The sequence below is a fragment of the Rhizobium sp. 007 genome (genome assembly GCF_015353075.1).
Classification (GTDB): Bacteria; Pseudomonadota; Alphaproteobacteria; order Rhizobiales; family Rhizobiaceae; genus Rhizobium.
In genome coordinates this window covers 4,071,050-4,096,516 of the sequence record NZ_CP064187.1, presented here as the reverse complement: position 1 = coordinate 4,096,516, position 25,467 = coordinate 4,071,050, and the positions used below count along the sequence as shown (strand labels likewise).

The window sequence follows — 25,467 nt, the reverse complement described above, 5'->3', positions numbered from 1 at the left end:
CATTATTTCTTTGAAATGGTGACAAACTTCGTGCCGCGAACACGCGCCGTTACGATGCAGGGACCGCCATCGGTGCGATCGCAGAAGCGCGGATGCATCTTCATGGCCAGCACCATATTGCCAAAGCGCTTGATGAAATCGTAGCCGTAAATCTGCGCCGTCGCGATCATGAAATAGCCGCCCTCGGCCACCTGCAGGTAGAAATTATAGGTGCAGCCATCGTCGTTGCACTGCGGCCCCTTCTTTCCGTCGCAGGTCAATTCGCCCTCATTGACCACGGCGTCGATAAGGCCGTCATTGTTGATGTCCTGGCGCGTGATGTAAGCGTCGGAAAATTCGGCCTTCGTGCATTGCTCGGTGAAATGCTTCTTCTCGTAGATTTCCGGGTCCGAGATCAGCGATTGCTGCGCAGAGGCCGACTGAGCCACAAGGAGGGCTATGAAGTTCAGGACGATGAGAAGCGCTTTCACGGCTTTCCTCTTTTGTCGGATGGACACTGACAGGCGCCCATTCTGGACGATCCGCCTTGCGCCGCCCTTGCCGCCGTGATTCAGTTCAGTATCGTCTGCCGGCTCTGGGGGCCAATCAATGTCTCTGCTCGTCTATCTCGATTATGCTGGCATCGCACTCTTTGCCGCGACGGGTGCACTCGCCGCCTCGCGCAAGCAGCTCGACCTCATCGGCTTCCTTTTCTTCGCGATGGTAACAGGCACCGGCGGCGGCACGGTGCGCGATATCGTGCTTGGCCGCGTGCCCGTATTCTGGGTGCTGAACCCAGCCTATATCGTCATCTGCTGTCTGGTAGGCATCGTGGTTTTCTTCACCGCCCATCTCGTGGAGTCGCGTTACCGGCTGCTGATCTGGCTCGATGCGGTGGGCCTCGCCGCCTATTGCGTCATGGGTGCGGCCAAGGGACTTGCCGCGACAGGCTCGCCGACGATCGCGATCGTGACGGGGACACTGACGGCAACCTTCGGGGGCGTGTTGCGCGATCTGATGGCTAACGAGCCTTCCGTGCTCCTGAGACCCGAAATCTACATCACTGCGGCACTCTTCGGTGCGGGCATCTTTACTGGTGCAACTGAACTCGGCCTGCCGCTTTATGGCGCATCCGCCCTTGGCGTTGTCGCAGCCTTCGCCGTACGCGGCGGCGCATTGTGGTTCGGATGGACGTTCCCGACCTACAGGCATAAGCCCGGTCGCCACCCTGACGATGTAATGTGAAATTCAGCGCTTCGGGCGCAGGCGGATTACAACGTCGACATGGGCGATTTCCATGCCCTGCGGCGGCTCCGGTAGATTGCCGATCGTCAAGTTGCTGACCGGAATATCCAGCACTTCATTATCGCCTTCGACAAAGAAGTGATGATGATCGGAGACGTTGGTGTCAAAATAGGTCTTGGCGCTCTCGACGGCGAGAACACGGATCATGCCGGCTTCGGTAAACTGGTGCAGCGTGTTGTAGACGGTCGCCAGAGAAACCGGGACGCCGGCGGTAACTGCTTCCTCGTGCAGTTCCTCGACAGTCAGATGCCGGTCGCCTTTCGCAAAAAGCAGATCGCCGAGCGCAACGCGTTGACGCGTCGGTCGCAGGCCTGCGCTGCGCAGTCTGGCTTCGATTGCGATCGGGGCTGCAGCCGCCATAAGGGAAGAACTCCGGTTATTCTAGCGTCAATCAATCAGGTTTCCTAAGCCATATATCTTTTGCGCGGAAGCCTTTCAATAGTTCCAATGGGGACAATGGCCCTCGAAACGCCGGAAAATCGGGCTTTTGACGCAATTGGGTCTGGCCGGGGCCTTGGCCTTCCTGTATGCGACCACCAAATAAGGCGACAAGTCAGTTCAAGGGCGGGGTAGAACTAGCCATGGTTATGCTTCATTTTCCTTGGAACTTGGACTAAACACTCACTCCATTGGCACGTGCGGGGGAAACAGAATTTTGATGACAACGAAACAATCCAGCTTCACCTATGAGGAAATCCTGACCTGCGGCCGCGGCGAAATGTTCGGCCCGGGTAATGCGCAGCTGCCGCTGCCGCCGATGCTGATGTTCAATCGCATTACGCAGATTTCCGAAGACGGTGGACCGCATGGCAAGGGTTTCATTCGCGCCGAATTCGACATCACGCCGGACCTCTGGTTCTTCCCCTGTCACTTCCTGGGCGATCCCGTGATGCCGGGCTGCCTCGGCCTTGACGCCATGTGGCAGCTGACCGGCTTCTTCCTTGGCTGGCTGGGCGAGCCTGGCAAGGGCCGTGCAATCTCTACCGGCGAGGTGAAGTTCACCGGCATGGTGACGCCGAAGACGAAGCTTGTCGAATACGGCATCGACTTCAAGCGCGTCATGCGCGGCCGTCTCGTTCTCGGCATCGCCGATGGCTGGATGAAGGCCGACGGTGAGGTCATCTACAAGGCTACCGATCTGCGCGTCGGCCTTTTCCAGGAAAAGGCCGCCTGACTCTACCGGGCGAAACGGCCCGGTATTCCAAGATAGAAAAAACGAAAAGGTCGAAACACATGAGACGGGTAGTTGTCACGGGTCTGGGCGTTGTTTCCTCGATCGGCAAAGATGCCGCTGAGGTCACGGCCTCGCTGCGCGATGCCAAGTCCGGCATTTCCTTCTCCAACGATTTTGCCGAGCATGGCTTTAAGTGCCAGGTCTGGGGTCGTCCCAGCCTCGATCCGACCGATCTGGTCGATCGCCGCGCAATGCGCTTCCTGTCGCAAGGCGGCGCCTGGAACCATGTCGCCATGAAGCAGGCGATTGCCGATTCCGGTCTCGAAGAGTCCGTGATCAGCGGCAACGAACGCACCGGCATCATCATGGGCTCCGGCGGTCCGTCCACCCGCACGCTGATCGAAGCTGCCGAGATCACCATCAAAAACAACAGCCCGAAGCGCATCGGCCCGTTTGCCGTGCCGAAGGCAATGTCGTCCACGGCATCGGCGACACTTGCAACCTGGTTCAAGATTCACGGCGTCAACTACTCGATCTCGTCGGCCTGCTCGACTTCTGCGCACTGCATCGGCAATGCCGCAGAAATGATCCAGTGGGGCAAGCAGGACGTGATGTTCGCCGGCGGTCACGAAGACCTCGACTGGACCATGTCCAATCTCTTCGACGCCATGGGCGCGATGTCTTCCAAGTACAACGACACACCGGAAATGGCTTCGCGCGCCTACGACGTCAACCGTGACGGCTTCGTCATCGCTGGCGGTGCCGGCGTTCTCGTTCTTGAAGAGTTGGAGCGTGCCAAGGCACGCGGTGCGAAGATCTACGCCGAGATCGTCGGCTACGGCGCGACCTCCGACGGTTACGACATGGTCGCTCCTTCCGGCGAAGGCGCCGTGCGCTGCATGCGTCAGGCACTCTCGACGGTGAAGGGTGATATCGATTACATCAATACGCACGGCACCTCTACGCCGGTGGGCGACAGCAAGGAAATCGGCGCGATCCGGGAGGTCTTCGGCGACAAGATGCCTCACATCCAGTCGACCAAGTCGCTGACGGGTCACTCGCTGGGTGCAGCCGGCGTCCAGGAGTCGATCTATTCGATCCTGATGATGCAGGAAGGCTTCATCGGCGAAAGCGCCCACATCAAGGAACTCGATCCAGAATTCGATGGAGTGCCTATCGTCCGCAAGCGCATCGACAACGCCAAGATCGACATCGCCCTCTCCAACTCCTTCGGCTTCGGCGGCACCAACGCGACGCTCGTTTTCCAGCGCTACAACGGATAAGAACATGACCGCAATCATGCAGGGTAAGCGCGGGCTCATCATGGGCGTCGCCAACAACCATTCTATCGCCTGGGGTATATCAAGGGCGCTTGCAGCCCAAGGCGCCGAGCTTGCCTTTACCTATCAGGGAGAGGCGCTTGGCAAGCGGGTGAAACCGCTCGCAGCGGAAGTCGGCTCGGATTTCGTCGTACCCTGCGACGTCGAAGACATTGCCTCAGTCGACGGCGTTGTCGGTGCAGTCGAGGAGCGTTGGGGCAAACTGGATTTCATCGTCCATGCCATCGGTTTTTCCGACAAGAACGAGCTGAAGGGTCTCTACGCGGATACTACGCGCGAAAACTTCACCCGAACGATGGTCATCTCCTGCTTTTCCTTTACGGAGATCGCCAGGCGCTGCGCACCGCTGATGGCCGAGGGCGGTTCGATGCTGACGCTGACATATAACGGTTCCACACGCGTCATCCCGAACTACAACGTCATGGGGGTTGCAAAGGCTGCTCTGGAGGCCTCCGTGCGCTATCTCGCCGCCGACTACGGTCCGCGCGGCATCCGCGTTAACGCCATCTCCGCGGGCCCGATCCGTACGCTGGCCGGCGCCGGCATTTCGGATGCCCGTGCAATCCTCTCCTGGAACCAGCGGAATGCTCCCCTGCGCAAGACCGTCAGCATCGATCAGGTCGGAAACTCCGCCCTCTACCTGCTCTCCGACCTGTCCGCCGGCGTGACCGGCGAAATCCATTTTGTGGACGCCGGCTACAACATAACCTCGATGCCGACGCTGGATACGCTGCGCAAGGCAGATGTAGAGTAAGCGAGGCAGATTGGTCGCCGGCGACGCCTGTTGCTCCGGGCGGCAGGACACCGGTTTTCTATCAGCGAAACGGCTGCAGCGGGTATCTGCTCTGTTACTGGACAGAGTTCGGAAAGCCGTCAGTTGTCACCGCTTTCCCTCTCCAATTCCGAAAGGCGCTGCTTACAAATCGCCGCGACAATCTGGTGCAAAGGGTTCGGTCCGCTCAAGGAGCCAGCCAAGCGTTTCTTCGGTCGAAGTGCTTCGGGTAGCGCCCCTTCACATGGGCTTCGTTGAAGATGTTGTATACCGGCTGTATAGCGGTGCTCATCGCGCGGCCAGGCGTCAATCAGCCGGCGGTCCTGTTCTTCTCCAGTCCCCGGAGGAAATTCAGGTTGTGGGATGGCGGACTGGCCGTCTTTCTTATTTCTTCGCCCACAGCACTTTGAAGCGTGCGTTTCGGCAGGTTTCGCCGCTTTCCTTGAAATTTGCAGCAAGCACCGGCTCGTAGGGCAAACCGCGATTGGCGACGAGCATGAGACGGCCGCCACCGCGTAGCGCCGATGCAGCCGTCTTGATCATTGCTTGGCCGAGCGAAGGCTCCGCCGCGTGTCCTTCATGAAAGGGCGGGTTCATGACGATCAGATCGTACTTGTCCTTGACCGGTTCGGCCGCCAGATCGTGCCAGAAGAAGCGTGCCGGTGCGATCGGGCAGTTCTCTGCCAGATTGGCCTTGGCGGCCTCCAAAGCCGCGTGGTTGGCCTCGTAGAGGTCGAGGCGCTCGAGGTTCGGCGATTTCTCCGCAAGCTCGACTGAGAGATAGCCCCAGCCTGCGCCGAAATCGGCCGCGTCGCCGGTGAAATTTGTCGGAAGGCGCGAGGCGAGCAACTCCGAGCCGTCATCGATGCGGTCATGTGAGAACATGCCGGCTGAAGCATTGAAGCGTCCGTCGACGCGCACCGGTGACTTGGCGAATTTCGAAACAGCTTCGCTGACGTCCTTCGGCCGCGTAAACCAGAATGCAACACCGTGATATTTCGGCATGTGCTTGATATCGAGGCCGAAGCCTTCCAGATGCTTGCGCAGCGGCTGGATGCCGTCTTCCTTGCCACCGGCAACGACGATCAGGCCACCGGCCCTCAAGCGGGAAAGTGCTGCAGCGATATTCGCTTCGTTCTCGCCTTTGTGCTTCGTGCAGAGCACGAGCGCCACATCATAATCTTCGCCCTCGATCTCAGGCGATGCTTCGATACGCTGCGACAGAAGCTGCCTGTAGAGCGGCCGGAAGCCCTGTACGGCGCTGAGGGACGCGGCAAAGCCCTCCGGCAGCACAAAGCCTGCTTCGGCACCCAGGAACAGCACGCGCGAACCCTCGCGCGGCGGATCAATGGTACCGCTCGCAAAGGGATGGAGCAGGGTCTTCAGCGTTTCGCGGCTCATGATCTCTTCTCGACTTCATACAAAAAGGGCGCGAGAAAAATCCCGCGCCCATGAACGGTTGGAAAGGCGCGGCTTACTCAGCCGCCTCCTCCTTCTTCTTTTCGGCAGCCGGGAGTTCCTGGCCAGTCGTCTGGTCGACGACCTTCATCGACAGGCGGACCTTGCCGCGCTCATCGAAGCCGAGGAGCTTGACCCAGACCTTTTGGCCTTCCTTGACGACGTCCTGCGTCTTGGCAACGCGCTCGGAAGCCAGTTGCGAAATATGGACGAGACCATCACGGGCGCCGAAGAAATTGACGAAAGCGCCGAAGTCAGCGGTCTTGACGACCGTGCCTTCGTAGATCTGGCCAATCTCCGGCTCGGCGACGATCGAATGGATCCACTTGCGGGCCGCTTCGATTTCCTTGCCGGAAGACGATGCGATCTTGACGGTGCCGTCGTCTTCGATGTTGATCTTCGCGCCCGTCTTTTCGACGATTTCGCGAATGACCTTGCCGCCGGAGCCAATGACTTCGCGGATCTTGTCGACCGGGATGTTCATGACTTCGATGCGCGGAGCGAATTCGCCGAGCTGGCCGCGGCTTTCGGAAATGGCCTTCGCCATCTCGCCGAGGATGTGCAGACGGCCACCCTTGGCCTGATCCAAAGCGATCTGCATGATCTCTTCGGTGATGCCGTGGATCTTGATGTCCATCTGCAGCGAGGTGATGCCTGCTTCCGTGCCGGCAACCTTGAAGTCCATGTCGCCGAGATGGTCTTCATCGCCGAGGATGTCGGAAAGAACGGCGAAGCGCTCTTCCTCCTTGATCAGGCCCATGGCGATCCCGGCGACCGGCTTTGCGAGCGGAACGCCTGCATCCATCAGCGCCAGCGACGTACCGCAGACGGTTGCCATCGAGGAGGAACCATTGGACTCGGTGATTTCCGAGACGACGCGGAGCGTATAGGGGAACTGCTCAACCGACGGCAGCATCGGGTGGATGGCGCGCCATGCAAGCTTGCCATGGCCGATCTCGCGGCGGCCCGGGGAACCCATGCGGCCCGTTTCGCCGACCGAGTAGGGCGGGAAGTTGTAGTGCAGCATGAAGTTTTCCTTGTACATACCCGTCAAGGAATCGACGTACTGCTCGTCTTCGCCGGTGCCGAGCGTGGCAACGACGATCGCCTGCGTTTCACCGCGGGTGAACAGAGCCGAACCGTGCGTGCGCGGCAGCAGGCCGACTTCAGCGACGATCGGGCGAACAGTCGCGAGATCGCGGCCGTCGATGCGGCTCTTGGTGTCGAGAATGTTCCAGCGAACGATCTTTGCCTGCAGGTGCTTGAAAATCGCGCCGACTTCTTCGGCCGTATATTCGGCTTCGCCTTCTTCCGGCAGGAAGTGCTCCTTTACCTTCGCCTTGACTGCATCGACAGCGGCGTAGCGATCAGCCTTCTGGGTGATCTTGTAGGCTTCGCGAAGTTCGGCTTCTGCAAGGCCAAGCATTTCGTTTTCGAGAGTCGAATAGTCTTCCGGTGCAAAATCGCGAGGCTCCTTGGCGGCAACTTCAGCGAGCTTGATGATCGCTTCGAGAACCGGCTGGAAGCCCTTGTGGCCGAACATGACGGCGCCGAGCATGACGTCTTCCGGAAGCTCTTTGGCTTCAGATTCGACCATCAGAACCGCGTCATGCGTGCCGGCGACGACGAGGTCGAGGCTCGATTCGTCCATCTCGTCGAGATGCGGGTTCAGGACGTATTCACCATTGATATATCCGACGCGCGCGCCGCCGACCGGACCCATAAAGGGAACGCCGGAGAGCGTCAGGGCGGCCGAGGTTGCGATCATCGATAGGATGTCCGGGTTGTTCTCCAGGTCATGCTGGACGACAGTCACGACGACCTGCGTGTCGTTCTTGTAGCCTTCCGGGAAGAGCGGACGGATTGGGCGGTCGATCAGGCGGGAAACGAGGGTTTCGTTTTCGCTCGGACGGCCTTCGCGCTTGAAATAGCCGCCGGGGATCTTGCCGGCCGCGTAGGTCTTTTCCTGGTAGTTGACGGTGAGCGGAAAGAAGTCCTGGCCTGGCTTCGGCGCCTTGGCGGAAACGACGGTGGCGAGAACCACGGTTTCGCCGTAAGTCGCGAGAACGGCACCATCAGCCTGACGGGCGATCTTGCCAGTTTCGAGCTTCAGCGGGCGGCCAGCCCACTCGATTTCCACGGTATGGGTATCGAACATATGTCTTGTCCTTCGATGCGGGAGCGCGCGCCGTCGCGGAAAGCGCAGCGCACAGTCGACCGCAATTGGTGTGACGTATCATGGGCAAGACAACGGGAGGCTTTTCATCCCCAGCTTCCTGAGAAACCGGACCAAAGCCCTCCTTGAAAGACTTTGGCCGAAAGCATCCGGCAATCCTGCCCCATGACAGGTCAACGGTTGGTTTGGCAGAACCGGCCCATCCGGGTCCACCGTATTTCCTCCACGCGAAGATAGGGCGCGGCGGCAGAATTTCATGGGGCCATCGGCCCCTCAAAAGCATCCGGCGGGCGTCCATAAGGAACGCCCGCCGGAAATCATTAGCGGCGGATACCCAGGCTGGTGATCAGCTTGGTGTAGCGGCCTTCGTTCTTCTTCTTGAGATAGTCAAGAAGCGAGCGGCGGCTCGAAACCATCGTCAGCAGGCCACGGCGGGAATGGTTATCCTTCTTGTGACCCTTGAAGTGTTCCGTCAGGTTGTTGATACGCTCGGTCAGGATCGCAACCTGAACTTCCGGAGAACCGGTGTCGCCTTCGAACGTTGCGTATTCCTTAATGAGAGCCGTCTTGCGCTCAGCTGTAATCGACATCGGATGTTCCTTTCTATGAGAGGAGATTAGGTCGCCAAAAGCCGGGATGTCGTCCAGCTTCGGCCGCGAATGCACTCAGGTCCTGCCTGATGCTGGCGCTGCCTATAACCCAAATGAGCCTCGATGGAAAGGGGCCCGCACCAGATGGCGGATTTATCACTTGCCCGCCATCGCGTCACGGATCATCGCATCGTACCCTTCGGGATCCTGCAGCATTGCAAAATGGCTGGCATCCTTCAGAATGACGAGCTTTGCACCGGGGATCTCCTTCGCCATCCTTCGGTGTGATCGAGCTTGATCGCTTCGTCGTGATCGCCGATTGCCAGGGTGACGGGCACGGTAATCTTGCCGAGGTCGGCAGCAGTCCAGGCGGGCTCACTCATCCACATCGCCGAAATCTGGTTGACGAATGCGTCATATTCGTTCGGTGTCGGCGAGAGCTTCTTGTAGGCCTCGCCCGCGGACTTGATGTAGTCGCTGAACGTTTTGTTCGTCATCACGTCCGGCTTTACGCCTCCGTCGTCACATTGGCAGCCTGCGCGATGAGACGCGTCAACTTCTCGGGATGCTTCATCGCCATGTCGATGCCGATGATGCCTCCATCCGACCAGCCGACAAGCGTGACCTTGTCGAGCTTCAGATAATCGAGCAGTGCGACATAATCGGACGTCATGAGATCATAGCCGAAAGGCTGCCCGCTGCGTGTCGAGCGTCCGTGCCCGCGGCTGTCGGCGACTATTACAAGATGGTCTTTGGCAAAATCCTCGACCTGACGGCCCCAGACATCGGCACTGCCGAGGCCCCCATGGATGAACAAGATCGGGTCGCCCGCACCGTACTCGGCGTAATACATCTTGATGTCGTTTACTGGCGCCATGCCGCTCGTCTTCGCCGGCGGCATGGGAGGGAAGGCGGGCAACTCCGCCCAGCGCTCGGCCGACTGGGCGCTTGCGGCCGCGAGAACGGCCGAAAAGAACATCGCGACTGCGACCGCAACTGCGCGCATGACCTGCTCCTCAAGCTGGGCGGCCTTCATAGCCGCAAGGAGGAGAAACATAGCTCAAGGGGGATGATTGACTATTACCATCCGTAACTCCGGCGCGGTCGCGTTCCCGCAAAGACGCATTGCGACTCAAACGAAGACGCGCTTCGGGCGGAACTCTCCCTGACCGATCTCGCCGATCGCGATGAGCTTTCCGCGTGCCGTCGCATAGGCTTCGCTTTCGGCAACCGGCGCATCACGGCCACGCACCAAGATGGGATTGCCCATCCTCAGGCGATGTGCCTGATCGTCGTTGACGGCAAGGTGTGGCAGTGAGGACAAGGCTTCGCTGGTATCGATCAGCAGGGCGTCGAGCGCGGCAAGACGCTCGTCCATGTCTTCAAGTTTCTCAAGCGCGACGAGGCTTGCGAGCGCCACCATGCTGTCTTCGCCAAAAGGTGCCACGAAGGTCCGGCGTAGCCCGGAAATATGGCCGTAGCAGCCGAGCTCGCGGCCGAAATCGCGAGCCAGGGCGCGTACATACGTGCCCTTGCCGCACTCGACTTCGAAATGCGCGGTATTCTCATCCAGGCAGGCAAGCAGCGTCAGGCGGAAAATCTCGACTTCACGGGAAGGAATCTCGACCGTCTCGCCGTCGCGCGCCAGGTCATATGCGCGCTCGCCGGCGATCTTGATCGCGGAAAACTGCGGCGGCACCTGGCTGATGACACCGGTGTATTTCGGAAGAAGATTGCGGATCTGCTCCTCTGTCGGGCGCTTGTTGGAACTCCGAGTCACCTCGCCTTCGAGGTCGTCGGTTGCGCGCTCCTCCCCCCAGGTCACTTTGAATTCGTAAATCTTGCGGCCGTCCATGACATAGGGAACAGTCTTCGTCGCATCGCCCAGCGCAATCGGCAGCATTCCAGACGCCAGCGGGTCGAGGGTGCCGGCATGACCGCATTTCTGCGCCTTGAAGAGCCACTTGATCTTGGAGACCGCCTCCGTCGAACCGAAATCAACGGGCTTGTCGAGGATCAGCCAGCCGGAAACCGGGCGGCCTTTGGGTTTGCGTGGTTTGGACATTCGCTTCTTCTGCTATTGTTCTTCAGTGTCGCCGTCGAGGTCGCGCTGGACTTCGGGCGAGCGCAGCAATTCATCGATCTTCTTATAGTTGTCGAAGCTCGTATCGTCGCGGAAACGCACCTCCGGCATGTATTTCATCTGCCGAAGCTGCGGGCCGAGACGGCCGCGGATGTATTTTGCGTTGCGGTTCAGCGCATCGATGACTGCGCCGTGATCGGAAATGCCAAGCGGCGTCACGTAGGCTGTCGCGATCTTCAGGTCCGGAGACATGCGGACTTCAGAGATCGAAATGACGGTCTTTTCGATCACGTCATCGCGCACTTCGCCACGCTGGAGAACCTGCGTGATCGCGGCACGCACTTGTTCGCCGACGCGCAGCATGCGTTGCGAAGGTGCCGAGGATGTGGGTTTTGTTGCCATTATTCTCTGCCCAAAAAGGTTCGGGCGCCGGCCTCTGATGATCCGGCGCCCGTCGAAAATACCAGTCTCGCGCCGTCAGAGCGTGCGGGTGATGTGCTCGACGCGGAAGCATTCGATCGTGTCGCCCGCGCGGATGTCTTCGTAATTCTCGAAGGCCATACCGCATTCCTGGCCGGAATGCACTTCCGAGACTTCATCCTTGAAGCGCTTGAGTGTCTTGAGCTTGCCTTCGTGGATGACGACGTTGTCGCGGATGAGGCGGACGCCGACGCCACGCTCGACCTTGCCTTCGGTAACGCGGCAACCCGCGACCTTTCCGACCTTCGTGATGTTGAACACCTCGAGGATCTCGGCATTGCCGAGGAAGGTTTCGCGCCGCTCCGGAGAGAGCAAGCCGGACATCGCTGCCTTAACGTCATCCACGAGATCGTAGATGATGTTGTAGTAACGGATTTCTATGCCCTGACGCTCGGCGAGCGTACGCGCCTGCGCATTCGCACGAACGTTGAAGCCGATGATTGCAGCACCGGATGCTTCCGCAAGGGAGATATCCGACTCGGTGATGCCACCAGCCGCAGAATGCACGATGCGAGCGCGGACTTCGTCCGTTCCCAGCTTGTCGAGCGCACCGGCGATCGCCTCGATCGAGCCCTGCACGTCGCCCTTGACGACCAGCGGGAACTCCTTGACGCCAGCCGTCTGAAGCTGGCTCATCATCTGTTCCAGCGAGCCGCGCTGGCCCGAATGGCGGGCAGCAGCCTTGTCGCGGGCAAGCCGCTGACGGTACTCGGAAATCTCGCGGGCGCGAGCTTCGTTTTCGACAACGGCGAACTTGTCGCCCGCCTGCGGCGTGCCTGAGAGACCCAGAACCTCAACCGGAGTGGCCGGTCCCGCTTCCTTGACATGGTTGCCCTTGTCATCGACGAGGGCACGCACGCGGCCCCAGACATCACCAGCGACGATAATCTGGCCGGGGCGCAGCGTACCCTTCTGAACGAGGACCGTCGCAACGGAACCGCGACCGCGATCAAGCTGAGCTTCGATGACTGTGCCTTCCGCGGTGCGGTCCGGGTTGGCCTTCAGATCTAGGATTTCCGACTGCAGCAGGATCGCCTCAAGCAGCTTGTCGAGGTTGGTGCCGTTCTTCGCCGAAACCTCGACGTCGAGAACCTCACCGCCCATGGACTCGACGAAGACCTCGTGCTGCAGAAGTTCGGTGCGGACCTTCTGGGCATTGGCCGTCGGCTTGTCGACTTTGTTGATCGCAACGATGATCGGAACGCCTGCCGCCTTGGCATGGTTGATCGATTCGATCGTCTGCGGCATCACGCTATCGTCGGCAGCGACGACGAGAACGGCAATATCAGTCGCCTGCGCACCGCGTGCACGCATTGCCGTGAAGGCGGCGTGGCCGGGGGTGTCGATGAAGGTGATCTTCTGACCGTTCTGTTCCACCTGGTAAGCGCCGATATGCTGCGTAATGCCGCCGGCTTCACCGGCAACCACGTTCGCATGGCGGATGGCGTCGAGCAGCGAGGTTTTGCCGTGGTCGACGTGGCCCATGATGGTGACGACCGGCGGACGCGAGACCTGTTCGCCGCCTTCATCCGTCACATTGAAGATGCCGAGTTCGACGTCGGATTCAGAAACACGCTTGACGGTATGACCGAATTCGCCAGCGATGAGTTCTGCCAGATCGGCGTCGATGACGTCGCCTGGCTTCATCATCTGGCCTTCCTTCATCAGGAACTTGATGACGTCGACAGCGCGTTCGGACATGCGCTGCGACAGTTCCTGAATGGTGATGGTTTCCGGCAGAATGACTTCGCGGGAAATCTTCTCGCGCGTTTCCTGCATCTGGCTGCGGCGGAACTTCTCCTGGCGACGACGCATAGCGGAAAGCGAACGGCCGCGCGCATTGCCGTCGTCATCGACATTTGCCGTCGTGATCGTCAGCTTGCCGCGGCGGCGCTCCTCTTCGGTCTTCGGACGCGTCGTCACCGGCTTTGCCGGTTCCGGACGAACGACCCTACCACGGGCAGGAGCCCCACGAGGAGATCCGCGCTCTTCCTCCTCACCTTCCGGACGGCGGCCACGGACTGCGGGTGCAACCCCAGCTGGAGCCGGACGTGCAGAAGTAGGCGCCGAAGTCTCGGGACGGCGCACGGCCGGCGCCGGGCGCGGAGCCTCAGCCTGGACCTCAACTGCTTCGGGCGCAGGAGCCTCCTCGACCGGCGCAGAAGGACGGGCGGCCTCTTCGGCTGCACGTCGGGCTGCTTCGGCTGCTTCCGCTTCGCGGCGGGCGGCGTCTTCGGCTGCACGGCGCTTTTCTTCTTCAGCCCGGCGGACTGCATCTTCTGCATCACGGACCTGGGCCAGCGCTAGCGCGCGCCGTCTGGCGTCCATTTCCTCAGGCGAAAGATGGTTCAGGACAACCGGACGCGGGCGGTCCTGCTGGCGAGGAGCCTGCGAAGCCGGTTGCTGCGGGCGCGGAGGCTGGCCGCCCGGCTGTTGGATGCGAGGTGCAGGCGCCTGCGTTGCCGCCGGAGCGGGTTCTGCCGCGCGGGGCGCTGGAGCCGGCGTGGTCGGGCGATCGTCTTCGGGGCGCATCGGGCGCCGCTTGCGCGTCTCGACAACGACCGCCTTGGTGCGGCCACGGCCCATATCCTGGCGCACGGTGCCCTGGCTTATCCCCGATGGCTTCAGGGTAAGCGTCTTCTTTGCTCCAAGCGTCTTGTCGTCATTGCTATCTGTCATTCGTTCCCGTTCCTTCGGACAGGGAGCGATGACGTCATCAAACCCTATCGTTCAAATACTTTTCGATCAATGATGGGCCGGCCGGTGCCGGTCGCCGCATCATTGTTTTTGCTGGCCAGCGCCGCCTGGTGCCCGGGATTGACCGCCGCTGCGGTACTTTTCGAGCATCTTTGCGCGCTTCACTACACCCTCACCTGCCTGCCCTGCAAGCACTGCGGCATGGATAAAAGCATTCTGGCCCATCACGCCTTCCATTTCGCTCTCCGAGAAGAGCCGGAAAGAAGGTATTTTCTCCTCGGTTTCCATTCCGAGGTGCCAAGCCTTGCGAGCCTGGTCGATTTTTCTCACGCCATCGTCCGCGGCATCCGTCGAATGGAACACGGCGAGTGCTGCTCCGCTTCTGACTGCGGCATCCACTTTCGAGGAGCCGCTGACGAACTGGCCCGCCTTGCGCGCCATGTTCATCATCTGCATCAGCTGCTGTGCGAGCAGCCGGTCGACGGTTTCACCGAGATCGGCTGCTGCCTTCACATCCGCCTTCAATGCGCGGGCGAAAGACTTCTTCGCCACCGCCTTGTCGACCAACGCGCGATCAAGCTTGACCCAGCAGCCGCGTCCCGGAAGCTGACGCTTCAGATCGGCGATCACCGTCCCGTCGGGCGCTGCAACGAAGCGGATCAACTCATCCGGCGATCCGCTTTCACGCGTCACGATGCACATGCGGCTGTTCACGTCATAACCTGCAAGATCATCATCCTCAGGAGAAGCGTGCACCTCCGCGATCATTATGCTTCCTGCTCGGCAGCGTCGGCTTCGACAACTTCAGCGTCCTTCGCAAGATCCTCCTCGGTGATCCAGCCGGCAGCAAGGCGTGCCTGGACGACCATCTGCTCGGCCTCGACACGTGAAACGTCGAACTTCGAGAAGAGGCCTTCGAACTTCTTGGTTTCGCCGTTCTTGCGCTCTGTCCAGCCGACGAGATCGTCCGCCGCGCAGCCCGCGAAATCTTCCAGCGTCTTGATGCCGTCTTCGCCAAGCGCAACCATCATCTGGGCGGTCATACCGTCGATCTGACGCAGTTCGTCGGAAACGCCGAGCGCCTTGCGCTTCTCGTCCATCTCCGCTTCGAGCTTCTCGAGATATTCGCGAGCGCGCTGCTGGATTTCCTGCGCCGTCTCTTCATCGAAGCCGTCGATCGACGAAATTTCGTCGAGGTCGACGTAGGCGAGTTCTTCAACGGCGGCAAAGCCTTCGGAAGCCAGAACCTGGCCGACCATTTCGTCAACGTCGAGCGCATCCATGAAGAGGTTGGTGCGTTCGTTGAATTCCTTCTGACGGCGCTCGGATTCTTCGGCTTCCGTCATGATGTCGATATCCCAGCCGGTCAGCTGCGACGCGAGGCGCACGTTCTGACCGCGACGGCCGATCGCCAGCGAAAGCTGCTCGTCGGGAACCACGACTTCAATGCGTTCTGCATCTTCGTCGAGAACGACCTTGGCGACTTCAGCCGGCTGCAACGCGTTGACGACGAAGGTCGCCGGATCCTGCGACCAGGGAATGATGTCGATCTTTTCGCCCTGAAGCTCGCCAACGACGGCCTGGACGCGCGAACCGCGCATACCGACGCAGGCACCGACCGGATCGATCGAGCTATCGTTCGAGATGACAGCGATCTTGGCACGCGAACCCGGGTCGCGGGCGACCGAGCGGACCTGGATGATGCCGTCGTAGATTTCAGGCACTTCCATGGTGAAGAGCTTGACCATGAACTGCGGATGCGTACGCGACAGGAAAATCTGCGGACCGCGCTGTTCGCGGCGGACGTCATAGACATATGCGCGAACGCGGTCGCCGTAGCGGACGTTTTCGCGCGGGATCATTTCGTCACGGCGGATGATACCTTCGCCACGGCCGAGATCGACGATGACGTTGCCATATTCGACGCGCTTGACGGTACCGTTGACAATTTCGCCGACGCGATCCTTGAATTCGTCGAACTGCCGGTCGCGCTCGGCTTCGCGAACCTTCTGGACGATGACCTGCTTGGCCGACTGGGCGGCAATACGGCCGAAATCCATCGGCGGCAGCGGATCAGCGATGAAGTCGCCAAGCGCTGCGTCGGGGTTGCGGTCGCGGGCCAGCTCCAACGGGATCTGCGTGGAGTAGTCTTCTGCCTTCTCGACGACTTCGAGCAGGCGCTGCAGGCGAATTTCGCCGGTCTTCGGATTGATATCGGCGCGGATGTTCGATTCCGTGCCGTAACGGGAGCGCGCCGCCTTCTGGATCGCATCCGCCATCGCGGCAAGCACGATTTCACGGTCGATGACCTTTTCGCGCGCCACTGCATCTGCGATCTGCAGAAGTTCGAGCCGGTTCGCACTAACTGCCATTGTCTTATCTCTCCGTCTTGGCCTTGCGGGTTCCCGTCCCTGGAGCCGTAGTTGATCGGTTATTCTTCGTCGTCCGCCTCGTTCTGGTTCGCTGCCTGCGCTTTCGCGGCCTTATCGGCGCGCAGCGCATCGCGAATCAGATCGTCGGTCAGAATGAGCTTCGCATCGCTGAGCGCCGTGAAGGGAATGGTGACCTTCTGCTCTTCGCCATCGGCAACCTGGTCACGTTCGAGCGTGAAACCATCCGCGTCCGCTTCGATGATCTTTCCGCGAAAGCGCTTGCGGTTGCCGATCATGATCGACGTTTCGCACTTCACAAGGTGCCCCTGCCAACGGGTGAAATCGGATTTCCGCACCAAAGGACGGTCGATACCGGGCGAAGACACCTCCAGATGATACTCCCGATCGATCGGATCTTCCACATCAAGAACCGGAGAAATGGCCATCGAGACCTCTTCGCAGTCTTCGACGCTCATCGTGCCATTGTGGCGCTCTGCCATGATCTGCAGCGTAGCGCCGTTCTGGTTGAGCATGCGCACGCGGGTCAGGCGGAAGCCCATGCCGACGAGCACGGGTTCGATGATGTCGGCAAGGCGCTGGTCAAGCCCGGTTTCGGTAATCAACCGCGGCTCAAGTTCATTGTCTGCGTTCGTCGGATCCGACAAGCGATGCGCTCCTCGCAATTTTCATGCATTTAGACGATCGCGCTAATAAAAAAGAGCGGGTCCTTGCGGCCCACTCTTCATCGCACGATCAAGAATTTGAGTGGCATATAGGCCTGTTTTTACGAAATTGCAAGCTCTCGACTCAAATGCGCCGCGGAGGCGCAATCGCGCCTAGCCACGGTCGAGCTTCATCATATATTGGAGCCGAGGGAAATTTAGCAAGCGGGAGGAATCGTGCCATCCAATTCATCAACGCTGGCGCCGCTGAAGCATGAAACCTACCGCACAATCTGGTTCGCAAGCCTCGCCTCGAATTTCGGCGGGTTGATCCAGGCGGTAGGGGCCGCGTGGATGATGACGACCCTCACCGCTTCCGAGGACATGGTGGCGCTGGTCCAGACCTCGACAGCGCTTCCCATAATGCTGTTCTCGCTCATCTCGGGCGCGCTCGCCGACAATTTCGACCGGCGGCAGGTGATGCTGACGGCGCAATTCCTCATGCTTGCCGTCTCGACGATCCTCACCGCCTGTGCCCTGCTCGGCTGGATCACGCCCTGGCTGCTCCTGTTCTTCACCTTCCTGATCGGCTGCGGCACGGCACTCAACAACCCCTCCTGGCAGGCCTCCGTCGGCGATATGGTGCCGCGGGCAGACCTGCCGAACGCGGTGACGCTGAACAGTATGGGCTTCAACATGACCCGCAGCGTCGGCCCCGCCATCGGCGGCGTCATTGTCGCGACGGCGGGTGCCGCCGCTGCCTTTATGGTGAATACGCTCAGTTATTTTGCGCTTATCTACGCACTCACGCGCTGGAAGCCATCGCTGCCCGCTTCCAGCCTTCCGCGCGAAAGCCTCGGGAGTGCGATCTCCGCCGGTCTTCGATATGTCTCGATGTCGCCCAACCTTGAAAAGGTACTTATCCGCGGCTTGATCTTCGGCGTGGGCGCGAGCTCGGTGCTCGCGCTCCTGCCGATCGTCGCAATCGATCTCGTCGCCGGCGGGCCACTGACCTACGGCTTCATGCTCGGCTCCTTCGGCATCGGCGCAATCGGCGGCGGGGCGCTCAATGCGCGGCTGCGCGAGATGTTCAGCAGCGAGACCATCATCCGCTACGCCTTTGCCGGTTTTGCCATCAGCATGGTGATTGCCGCGTCGAGCCCGTTTGCCGTGCTCACCTCGGCGGGGCTGCTCGTTTCCGGCGCGTGCTGGGTACTCGCGCTTTCGCTGTTCAACACGATCGTACAGCTTTCGACGCCGCGCTGGGTCGTCGGCCGGGCCCTGTCGCTTTATCAGACGGTCACCTTCGGCGGCATTGCCGGCGGCAGCTGGCTTTGGGGTGTGGCCGCCGATCGCTTCGGCGTTTCGAATGCGCTTTATGGCTCAGCCGCAGTGATGCTGATCGGCATCGTTATCGGCTTTCGCTTCTCGATGCCGGCCTTTGCCTCGCTCAATCTCGACCCGCTCAACCGTTTCATAGAGCCCGCGCTTGGGCTCGACATCACGCCCCGCAGCGGGCCGATCGTCATTCAGGTCGATTATCAGATCGGCGATAGCGACCTGCCCGAATTCCTGAAGCTGATGGGTGAACGGCGGCGCATCCGCATCCGCGACGGCGCACGCAACTGGGCACTGATGCGCGACCTCGAAAATCCCGGCACCTGGACCGAAACCTATCACACGCCGACCTGGGTCGAGTACATCCGCCACAACCAGCGCCGCACGCAGGCCGATGCGGAAAACGCCGATCGCCTTCGCGCCCTCCACCGCGGCATGGCAGCGCCGCATGTTCACCGCATGATTGAGCGGCAGACCATCCCGCCATCCGACGATGTGTTCCACAAGGCGCCGATCGATCTTCACCACTGAGGCAATGCGATGATCCACGCATTCCGAAAAGCCCGCGAAACCGACCTTGTCGACATCATCCGGCTGCTTGCCGACGGCGATATCGGCCAAGGCAGAGAGGTCGTCGCCAATCCCGTCGATGGGCGCTACCAGACAGCCTTTGCCGCAATCGACGCAGATAAAAACCAACTGCTGGCGGTTGCCGTGGATCAAAAGCATCACGTCGTCGGCTGTTTGCAGCTCTCGTTCATTCCCGGACTGTCGCGCACCGGCACGTGGCGCGGGCAGATCGAGAGCGTAAGGATTGCAAGGGAAGCGCGCGGCAGCGGGCTGGGGACCGAATTCATCGAATGGGCGGTAGAGACATGCCGTGCGCGCGGCTGCAAGCTCGTGCAGCTCACCTCGGACAAATCCCGGGCGGATTCCATCCGCTTCTATGAAAAGCTCGGCTTTACTGCGAGCCATGAAGGTCTGAAGCGTAACCTATAGGACGGTTACTTCAGCTTGCCCTTCATCGAAGCATCGGGAAAACAGGTCGGTTGCATACCGTTCTTTTCCTGCCACTGTCCGATCGAACGGCGGGTCTTGTAGCCCGGCAAGCCGTCCGATCCGCCGACGTCGTAGCCTTGGCGCTCCAGTGCTTTTTGCATTGCCGCCACATCGGATCGCAGCATTTTGCCGACATCGCCCCAAGCACCCTGAAAGGCGCCGGAGCCATAAGCGATCCGGTCGGCGAGGTTGCCGATATAGAGCGCATAGAGATCGGAGTTGTTGTATTCCTTGATGATGTAGAAGTTCGGCGTGACGATGAATTCCGGCCCATCCCGCCCCGCCGGCACAAGCATCATACCCGAAGCCTTCATTTCGCCGGATGGAAAGCCCTTGCCGGACTTGCGATTGATGCCGAGCGAAGCCCAGTGCGAAAGCGGCTGTGCGATATCCGGTCCCTCCTGTGCGCAGGAAACCGCCGCCGGGATCGTCACCTCGAAGCCCCAGTCACGATTTCGCTGCCAGCCTTTCTTAACAAGATAGTTGGCTATGGATGCCAGTGTATCCGGTACGGACGTCCAGATATTGCGGTGCCCGTCACCATCGAAGTCGACCGCATATTTCAGATAGCTGGTCGGCATGAATTGCGGCTGGCCGAGCGCTCCCGCCCACGAGCTCCTGAAGCCGGCCGGCGTCACGTCACCGCCATCGAGAATGTGAAGCGCCGCGATCAGCTCGACCCGGAACATTTCCTTGCGAGTCGACATGAAGGCCTTGGTCGCCAGCACCTCGATCGCCGAATTCGGGATCTTCGCCGCGCCGAAGCCCGTCTCACGGCCCCAGATCGCCAGTACGATCGAGCCCGGCACGCCATAGGTCTTTTCGATGCGCTTCAGCGTCGAGGCATATTGCGAGGCAAAACCGCGTCCGGTTGCCGCCAGCTTCTTCAGCCGGTCCTCGTTAAAATACGGACCGGGCGAAGAAAACTCCGCCTGCGTCTGCTTGCGCTCTTTCGCCGGTGGGAATCCGGGAGGCGCAAGATCGGGAAGACTCCAGTTGAGCGCGATGCCCTTGAATGCGGCCTGCAGCGTCTTTTCTGAAATGCCGGCCTTCTTCGCATCAGGGCCAAGATCGCTGATGATCCATTGCTGGAATTGTCTTTCCACCGCCGGCCTGTTCTGGGCAAGCGCAGGAAGAGGGAGGAGAGCGAAAAAACATGCCAAAGCAATGGCCCAACGGCAAATGCTGCCCCACTCCGCCCTGCTGGGCATCTCTCCGACAATGGGGGATGTCGGCAGGAAACGCCCTCGCCGAGCTCCATCTGATCTCCCCCCTCGTAGGGGGGATGTCACAACGTGGTAGAGGGGGGTGTCGTCTCGCATTTTTCCTCCTCAGATCGCAGTCCTTGCCCTCAAGGCGGCAGCCAGTGTCCCTTCGTCGAGGTAGTCGAGTTCACCGCCGACCGGCACGCCATGCGCCAACCGCGTGATCTTCACGTCCAATCCCGTCAGCTGGTCCGTTATATAGTGCGCTGTGGTTTGGCCCTCGACAGTCGCGTTAACGGCGATGATGAGTTCGCGAATACCGCCTTCCCCGATGCGATCGATCAGCCCGCGAATGTTCAGGTCATCCGGCCCGATGCCATCGAGCGGCGAAAGCGTGCCGCCGAGTACATGATATGCTGCGTTCATCGCTGCGGCGCGTTCCAATGCCCAGAGGTCGGAAACGTCCTCAACGACGATGATGACGGAGTGGTCGCGGCGCTCGTCGGTGCAAACGGTGCAGGGATCGACGGTATCGACATTGCCGCAGCGCGAGCAGACCTTCACCTTGTCATAGGCCTCACCCATCGCGGTCGACAACGGTCCGAGCAGTTGGTCCTTCTTCTTGATCAAGTGCAGCGCCGCGCGCCGGGCCGAGCGAGGCCCGAGGCCCGGCACCTTCGCCAGAAGCTGGATGAGTTTTTCGATTTCGGGGCCGGTGACTCGCTTTGTCATGTGCCGTTCTTAGCCCATATGTTGCCAAAACGGAATCGCGGAAAGAGTCGACCATATGATGAAAATACGTGCCGTCTGCACCGCCAATCCCGAGCGGCTGCCCGGCAAGAAATACAAGACGGGTATCTACAAGCAAGCCGTCAACGGCGCCGTGATCATCGACTCCGAAGGTCTCGTCGGCGACGCCATTTGCAACCGCGAGCATCACGGCGGTGTCGATCAGGCCGTCTATCTCGAAGGATCGCTGACACTCGACTGGTGGGCGGGAGAGCTTGGGCGCGCGATCGAGCCCGGCACGTTCGGCGAAAATCTTGTGATCGATGGCCTCGACAACCGCGCAGTTTCAGTTGGCGATCGCTTGATAACGGGCGAGCTCGTTCTCGAGGCGACGTCGGCGCGCATTCCGTGCGCGACCTTCGCCGCCAAGATGGCCGATCCGAAATTCGTGAAGCGCTACACCAAGGCCAGCCGCCCCGGCATTTATTGCCGGGTTATCACTGGTGGGGTGGCGGAGGCCGGAATGCCCGTCGAATACGTGCCTTACGGAGGTCAGAAGGTGACGATGCCCGAGATGCTCGCAACATTCGGCAAGTTGCTCTCCGCCGAGGACCGTGCGCGGTATCTCGCCGCGCCCATCCATTACAAACTGCGCCGCCTTCTGGAAGCGCAGCTCTCGGACTTGCAATGATGGCGGTCATCAGGCTGCCAACCAAGCGCGAGCACGTACGCCCCTACTTGAAGCAATTTTCCGAGATGCCGCAGGTGATTGAGATGCTGCGGCTGACGGCAGAAGACTGCTCCAATCTCTCGCCCGTTGGAACTTGAACCCATTGTCGACAGCATTGCGCGCCAGGGCGCGGTCACGACTTCGCTCGTGCTGCGCGGCGAACCGCCATAGCCGTTGGTCGCGACCTGTTGCGACTGACCTAAAGCCGCTCCTGACCGGATTCGACAGTCCGCTGCTTGTTGCCGAAAGCGATGTTCTGGATTTTCGCCCTGAGGTGACTCAGCGCATCGCGATTGCGACGGCGGCACCGGCCATGGTTCCGGCGCTGGCACGGTTTGCGATCCTGATCGCACGGCGGCTTTTCAGGAAGCCGCGGGCTTTTGCGGCAAGCAGTGCCCAGCTGACGTCGATCAGAATCAGCACAACGAACATGGTCGCGACGAGTTCTGTCCAGCCAACAATCGTCACCGAATGGATATCGATGATCGAAGGCAGCAGGGCGACGTAGAACATCATGATCTTCGGATTGCCGAGCGTCACCGTCATGCCCGCAAAGAAGAGCTTTGCGGCGGATTGCCCTTCAGGCAGCTTTTCCTCGCTCGCATCATACGAGGCGAACCACATCTTCCAGGCGAGATAGAGCAGATAGCAGACACCGAGCCACTTGATGGCGACAAAGGCCAAATGGAAGGTTTCGGCAACGGCGGCAAGGCCAGCCACCGCACAGGTCAGCCAGATCGCTTCGCCAATCCACATGGCGGCGAGGAATGGCAGAACATCACGGGCGCCCTTCGACAATACGCGGGCGACAAGCGCCGCAACGCTCGGCCCCGGCGAACCGGCGGCCATGAAGAGAGCGCCGGCAAAAACAAGGAGACTGGTCAGCGTCATCGGCGCTCTCTTCCCGCGTAGATCGCTGCAAAGCTCAGAACGGCATCTTGAAGCCGGGCGGGATTGGCAGGCCGGCGGTCAGCGCCTTCGTCTTTTCGGCTGCAGCGGCTTCCGCCTTGTCCTTGGCATCCTTGTGGGCGGCAATGATCAGATCCTCGAGGATCTCGACATCGTCTTCCTTGAAGAGCGACGGGTCGATCTTCAGGCTCTTCAGTTCGCCCTTGCCGCTCATGACAACGGTCACGAGACCGCCGCCCGCCTTTCCTTCAGCCTGGAGCTCGGCTATTTCCGCCTGCATCTGCTCCATCTTGGCCTGCATTTCCTTGACTTTGCCCATCATGCCCATGAGGTCGCGCATCGTCTGGTTCCTTCTTCAACTTCAGAATTCTATGTCGTCGCCGGGCAGAATGTCACCCTCTTCGGATTCAGCGACTGCAGGCGGCTTCGCCTCGCCTTCCTCCTCCGGTTCGGGTGCCCTTACCCGGACGTCGATGATCTTTGCGCCCGGAAACTGCGCCAGGATTGCCGCCACATCCGGATCCTGCCGGGCGTCGCTCACCTGCTGCTCCTTGGCCTTGGCTTCTGCCTCGACCATCGTCGGGTCGCCGGCCTCGCGGCTGAGGCTGACGATCCAGTGTATGCCGGTCCATTCCTTCAACTTCACGGCAAGCTCGTTGAGCAGTGTCGCCGGCGCCCCGTCGGTAAGGTTAACGTCGAGACGGCCGGTCTCGATCTTCACGGGCCGCACGAAATTGCGCACGAGTGCTTTCAGCTTCGGGTCGCGCTTTTCCGCAGCGAGATTGACGATATCGGCGATCGAATTGACATGAACGAGCGGCTTGGGCGCTTCCGCTGGCTTCGTCTCGATGCGGCCTGCCGTCTGCGTCAGCTGCGGATCGGGATCGGGTACGGCACGCAACATGGCCGGTCCCCCTGAAGGCTGCGGCCTCGGCGTGCTCTCCGTCGCGCGTACGGCTACCGCCGACTGATATGGTACACGGACACCATTGCCGCTACCGGTACCCGACGGCGTAGGCGAAGGACGCGAACCGCTGCCGTTTTCGGAGAGCTCGGCAAGGCGACGCGCGGCATCTTCGGGCGACGGCAGATGCGCCGCATGCGCCAACCGTATCAGCACCATTTCCGCCGCACCGGCCGTGCGCGAAGAGCTTTCGGTTTCCGGAATGCCCTTCAACAACATCTGCCAGATCCGCGACAGCGTCGTTACCGCAATCCCTTGCGCGAACTCGGAAGCCCTGGTTCGCTCGACTTCGCTGAGCGACGGGTCATTAGCCGCGTCCGGCACATATTTCAGCCGGGTAACGAGATGGGTGAAATCGGCAAGGTCGGTCAACACGACGACGGGATTTGCGCCCGCCTCGTACTGCGCCTGAAATTCGGCAAGCGCTGCAGCGACATCGCCTCTGGCAACATGCTCGAAGAGATCGACGATGCGAGCACGATCGGCAAGGCCCAGCATGCCGCGCACCGCTTCCGCCTGGACTGCGCCGCTACCATGGGCGATTGCCTGGTCAAGCAGCGAAAGGCCGTCACGTGCCGAGCCTTCAGCGGCGCGCGCGATCATCGCCAGCGCATCCGGCTCCGCATCGATGCCTTCCTTCGCTGCGATGGTTGTAAACAAGCCGACCAGATCCGCCGCGCTGATGCGGCGGAGATCGAAGCGCTGGCAGCGCGAGAGAACGGTAATCGGAACCTTGCGGATTTCGGTGGTCGCAAAAATGAACTTCACGTGCTCCGGCGGCTCTTCGAGCGTCTTCAGCAAGCCGTTGAAGGCCTGTGTCGAAAGCATGTGTACTTCGTCGATGATATAAACCTTGTAGCGCGCAGACACCGGCCGATAGCGTACCTGCTCGATGATTTCACGGATATCGTCGATACCGGTATGGGAGGCGGCGTCCATCTCGATCACGTCGACATGGCGGCCTTCCATGATCGCCTGGCAATGCTCGCCCGGCACGCGCAGGTCGATCGTCGGCTTGTCGATCTCGGGCGTCTTGTAATTCAGCGCGCGCGCCAGAATACGGGCTGTCGTCGTCTTGCCGACGCCACGGACGCCGGTCAGCATGTAGGCCTGCGCAATGCGGCCGGTCTCGAAGGCGTTGGTCAGCGTGCGGACCATCGGCTCCTGGCCGACCATGAGGTCCGTGAAATCCTTGGGGCGGTATTTGCGTGCCAGCACCCGGTACCCGGTGCCCGTCGAGGCGGCATCTTGTGACTGTCGCTCGGTGTCGCTCATCGCCCTGCTTATCGCCCGGAACGCCGGGCATTTGGAAGAGAGAAGGGTGGGAGGCTGGCACGATGACCCGTGCCGGGCTCGTTAGGGCTGCTTCCTTCCGGACCTGACCCGGTTGGCGAGTGGCTCGTCCACCACCAACCTCCCGGATGCACATATCGGCAATATCGCCA

The 25,467-nt window shown here is 60.6% G+C and carries 23 protein-coding genes, 1 other RNA gene and 3 pseudogenes; 8 read left to right on the top strand and 19 right to left on the bottom strand.

The annotated features are described in order from the left end of the window. Window positions 1-2 precede the first annotated feature (2 nt). Entirely contained in the window at window positions 3-470 is a 468-nt protein-coding gene (locus tag ISN39_RS19925; RefSeq protein WP_194728614.1) for a hypothetical protein, read from the bottom strand. Window positions 471-588: 118 nt separating this feature from the next. On the opposite strand from ISN39_RS19925, the gene ISN39_RS19920 reads away from it, so the two are divergent. Beyond that, on the top strand, window positions 589-1,224 hold the full coding sequence (locus ISN39_RS19920) for a trimeric intracellular cation channel family protein (RefSeq protein ID WP_022713243.1): 636 nt from the start codon (window positions 589-591) through the stop codon (window positions 1,222-1,224). Between the two features lie 3 nt (window positions 1,225-1,227). Here the strand turns inward: ISN39_RS19920 and irrA are convergent, their stop codons facing one another. Next, window positions 1,228-1,644: an iron response transcriptional regulator IrrA gene (gene irrA / locus ISN39_RS19915; protein ID WP_074066221.1), complete on the bottom strand. Its 417-nt coding sequence runs from the start codon at window positions 1,642-1,644 to the stop codon at window positions 1,228-1,230. Window positions 1,645-1,942: 298 nt separating this feature from the next. Between irrA and fabA the strand changes: the two genes are divergently transcribed. The 3 genes from fabA to fabI are packed head-to-tail and all read left to right on the top strand — an operon-like array spanning window position 1,943 to window position 4,552. Continuing rightward, window positions 1,943-2,458 (top strand): 3-hydroxyacyl-[acyl-carrier-protein] dehydratase FabA, encoded by a 516-nt coding sequence (fabA, locus tag ISN39_RS19910; protein WP_194728613.1) that lies wholly within the window; start codon window positions 1,943-1,945, stop codon window positions 2,456-2,458. Window positions 2,459-2,517: 59 nt separating this feature from the next. Then, window positions 2,518-3,741: a beta-ketoacyl-ACP synthase I gene (fabB, locus tag ISN39_RS19905; RefSeq protein WP_074066219.1), complete on the top strand. Its 1,224-nt coding sequence runs from the start codon at window positions 2,518-2,520 to the stop codon at window positions 3,739-3,741. A 4-nt stretch (window positions 3,742-3,745) separates the two neighbouring features. Next, window positions 3,746-4,552 carry an enoyl-ACP reductase FabI gene (fabI, locus tag ISN39_RS19900; RefSeq protein WP_194728612.1) on the top strand — a complete coding sequence of 269 codons (807 nt, stop codon included), beginning with the start codon at window positions 3,746-3,748 and terminating at the stop codon, window positions 4,550-4,552. A 119-nt stretch (window positions 4,553-4,671) separates the two neighbouring features. Here the strand turns inward: fabI and ISN39_RS36490 are convergent. The 11 genes and pseudogenes from ISN39_RS36490 to rimP form a co-directional block, all read right to left on the bottom strand. Next, window positions 4,672-4,943 (bottom strand): annotated as a pseudogene (locus ISN39_RS36490) (nucleotidyltransferase); the annotation flags it as partial. A gap of 11 nt (window positions 4,944-4,954) precedes the next feature. Further along, a complete protein-coding gene (locus tag ISN39_RS19895) occupies window positions 4,955-5,971 on the bottom strand; it encodes a class I SAM-dependent methyltransferase (RefSeq protein ID WP_194728611.1) in 1,017 nt (338 codons plus the stop codon). Window positions 5,972-6,044: 73 nt separating this feature from the next. Then, the gene (gene pnp / locus ISN39_RS19890; protein ID WP_074066216.1) at window positions 6,045-8,186 is read right to left on the bottom strand and encodes a polyribonucleotide nucleotidyltransferase; all 2,142 of its coding nucleotides are present in this window, start codon (window positions 8,184-8,186) and stop codon (window positions 6,045-6,047) included. A 338-nt stretch (window positions 8,187-8,524) separates the two neighbouring features. Continuing rightward, window positions 8,525-8,794: a 30S ribosomal protein S15 gene (gene rpsO / locus ISN39_RS19885; protein WP_026283114.1), complete on the bottom strand. Its 270-nt coding sequence runs from the start codon at window positions 8,792-8,794 to the stop codon at window positions 8,525-8,527. Window positions 8,795-8,950: 156 nt separating this feature from the next. After that, a pseudogene (locus tag ISN39_RS19880) lies at window positions 8,951-9,800 on the bottom strand (alpha/beta hydrolase). Between the two features lie 126 nt (window positions 9,801-9,926). After that, window positions 9,927-10,859, bottom strand: a complete 933-nt coding sequence (gene truB / locus ISN39_RS19875) for a tRNA pseudouridine(55) synthase TruB (RefSeq protein WP_194728610.1) — start codon at window positions 10,857-10,859, stop codon at window positions 9,927-9,929. A 12-nt stretch (window positions 10,860-10,871) separates the two neighbouring features. Beyond that, on the bottom strand, window positions 10,872-11,279 hold the full coding sequence (gene rbfA / locus ISN39_RS19870) for a 30S ribosome-binding factor RbfA (RefSeq protein ID WP_039843506.1): 408 nt from the start codon (window positions 11,277-11,279) through the stop codon (window positions 10,872-10,874). Between the two features lie 75 nt (window positions 11,280-11,354). After that, window positions 11,355-14,036 (bottom strand): translation initiation factor IF-2, encoded by a 2,682-nt coding sequence (gene infB, locus ISN39_RS19865; RefSeq protein WP_194728609.1) that lies wholly within the window; start codon window positions 14,034-14,036, stop codon window positions 11,355-11,357. A gap of 99 nt (window positions 14,037-14,135) precedes the next feature. Further along, window positions 14,136-14,822, bottom strand: coding sequence for an RNA-binding protein (locus ISN39_RS19860; RefSeq protein WP_074066213.1), 687 nt, complete (start codon window positions 14,820-14,822; stop codon window positions 14,136-14,138). Beyond that, window positions 14,822-16,426 (bottom strand): transcription termination factor NusA, encoded by a 1,605-nt coding sequence (gene nusA / locus ISN39_RS19855; RefSeq protein ID WP_022713231.1) that lies wholly within the window; start codon window positions 16,424-16,426, stop codon window positions 14,822-14,824. The genes ISN39_RS19860 and nusA overlap by 1 nt, the downstream gene beginning before the upstream one ends. Before the next feature lie 59 nt (window positions 16,427-16,485). Further along, window positions 16,486-17,091 (bottom strand): ribosome maturation factor RimP, encoded by a 606-nt coding sequence (rimP, locus tag ISN39_RS19850; RefSeq protein WP_194728608.1) that lies wholly within the window; start codon window positions 17,089-17,091, stop codon window positions 16,486-16,488. A gap of 234 nt (window positions 17,092-17,325) precedes the next feature. On the opposite strand from rimP, the gene ISN39_RS19845 reads away from it, so the two are divergent. Both ISN39_RS19845 and ISN39_RS19840 read left to right on the top strand, forming a co-directional pair. Next, a complete protein-coding gene (locus ISN39_RS19845; protein WP_194728607.1) occupies window positions 17,326-18,957 on the top strand; it encodes an MFS transporter in 1,632 nt (543 codons plus the stop codon). A gap of 12 nt (window positions 18,958-18,969) precedes the next feature. Beyond that, a complete protein-coding gene (locus ISN39_RS19840) occupies window positions 18,970-19,425 on the top strand; it encodes a GNAT family N-acetyltransferase (protein ID WP_194730264.1) in 456 nt (151 codons plus the stop codon). A gap of 5 nt (window positions 19,426-19,430) precedes the next feature. Here ISN39_RS19840 and ISN39_RS19835 read toward each other — a convergent pair whose 3' ends face one another. Both ISN39_RS19835 and recR read right to left on the bottom strand, forming a co-directional pair. Next, window positions 19,431-20,696, bottom strand: coding sequence for a lytic murein transglycosylase (locus ISN39_RS19835; protein WP_194728606.1), 1,266 nt, complete (start codon window positions 20,694-20,696; stop codon window positions 19,431-19,433). 120 nt (window positions 20,697-20,816) lie between these two features. After that, complete coding sequence (gene recR, locus ISN39_RS19830; protein WP_039843500.1) at window positions 20,817-21,422, bottom strand: recombination mediator RecR; 606 nt, start codon at window positions 21,420-21,422, stop codon at window positions 20,817-20,819. Window positions 21,423-21,480: 58 nt separating this feature from the next. On the opposite strand from recR, the gene ISN39_RS19825 reads away from it, so the two are divergent. Beyond that, window positions 21,481-22,110 carry an MOSC domain-containing protein gene (locus ISN39_RS19825; protein WP_194730263.1) on the top strand — a complete coding sequence of 210 codons (630 nt, stop codon included), beginning with the start codon at window positions 21,481-21,483 and terminating at the stop codon, window positions 22,108-22,110. After that, a pseudogene (locus tag ISN39_RS19820) lies at window positions 22,089-22,352 on the top strand (Lrp/AsnC family transcriptional regulator); the annotation flags it as partial. The gene ISN39_RS19825 and the pseudogene ISN39_RS19820, both read left to right, overlap by 22 nt. A gap of 76 nt (window positions 22,353-22,428) precedes the next feature. Here ISN39_RS19820 and ISN39_RS19815 read toward each other — a convergent pair. The 4 genes from ISN39_RS19815 to ffs all read right to left on the bottom strand — a co-directional run bounded on the left by ISN39_RS19815 (window position 22,429) and on the right by ffs (window position 25,440). Beyond that, on the bottom strand, window positions 22,429-23,040 hold the full coding sequence (locus ISN39_RS19815; RefSeq protein WP_194728605.1) for a LysE family translocator: 612 nt from the start codon (window positions 23,038-23,040) through the stop codon (window positions 22,429-22,431). Between the two features lie 34 nt (window positions 23,041-23,074). Further along, complete coding sequence (locus tag ISN39_RS19810; RefSeq protein WP_022713223.1) at window positions 23,075-23,398, bottom strand: YbaB/EbfC family nucleoid-associated protein; 324 nt, start codon at window positions 23,396-23,398, stop codon at window positions 23,075-23,077. A 21-nt stretch (window positions 23,399-23,419) separates the two neighbouring features. Beyond that, window positions 23,420-25,297 carry a DNA polymerase III subunit gamma/tau gene (locus ISN39_RS19805; RefSeq protein ID WP_194728604.1) on the bottom strand — a complete coding sequence of 626 codons (1,878 nt, stop codon included), beginning with the start codon at window positions 25,295-25,297 and terminating at the stop codon, window positions 23,420-23,422. Window positions 25,298-25,343: 46 nt separating this feature from the next. Beyond that, window positions 25,344-25,440, bottom strand: an RNA gene (gene ffs, locus ISN39_RS19800) — signal recognition particle sRNA small type. Window positions 25,441-25,467 lie beyond the last annotated feature (27 nt).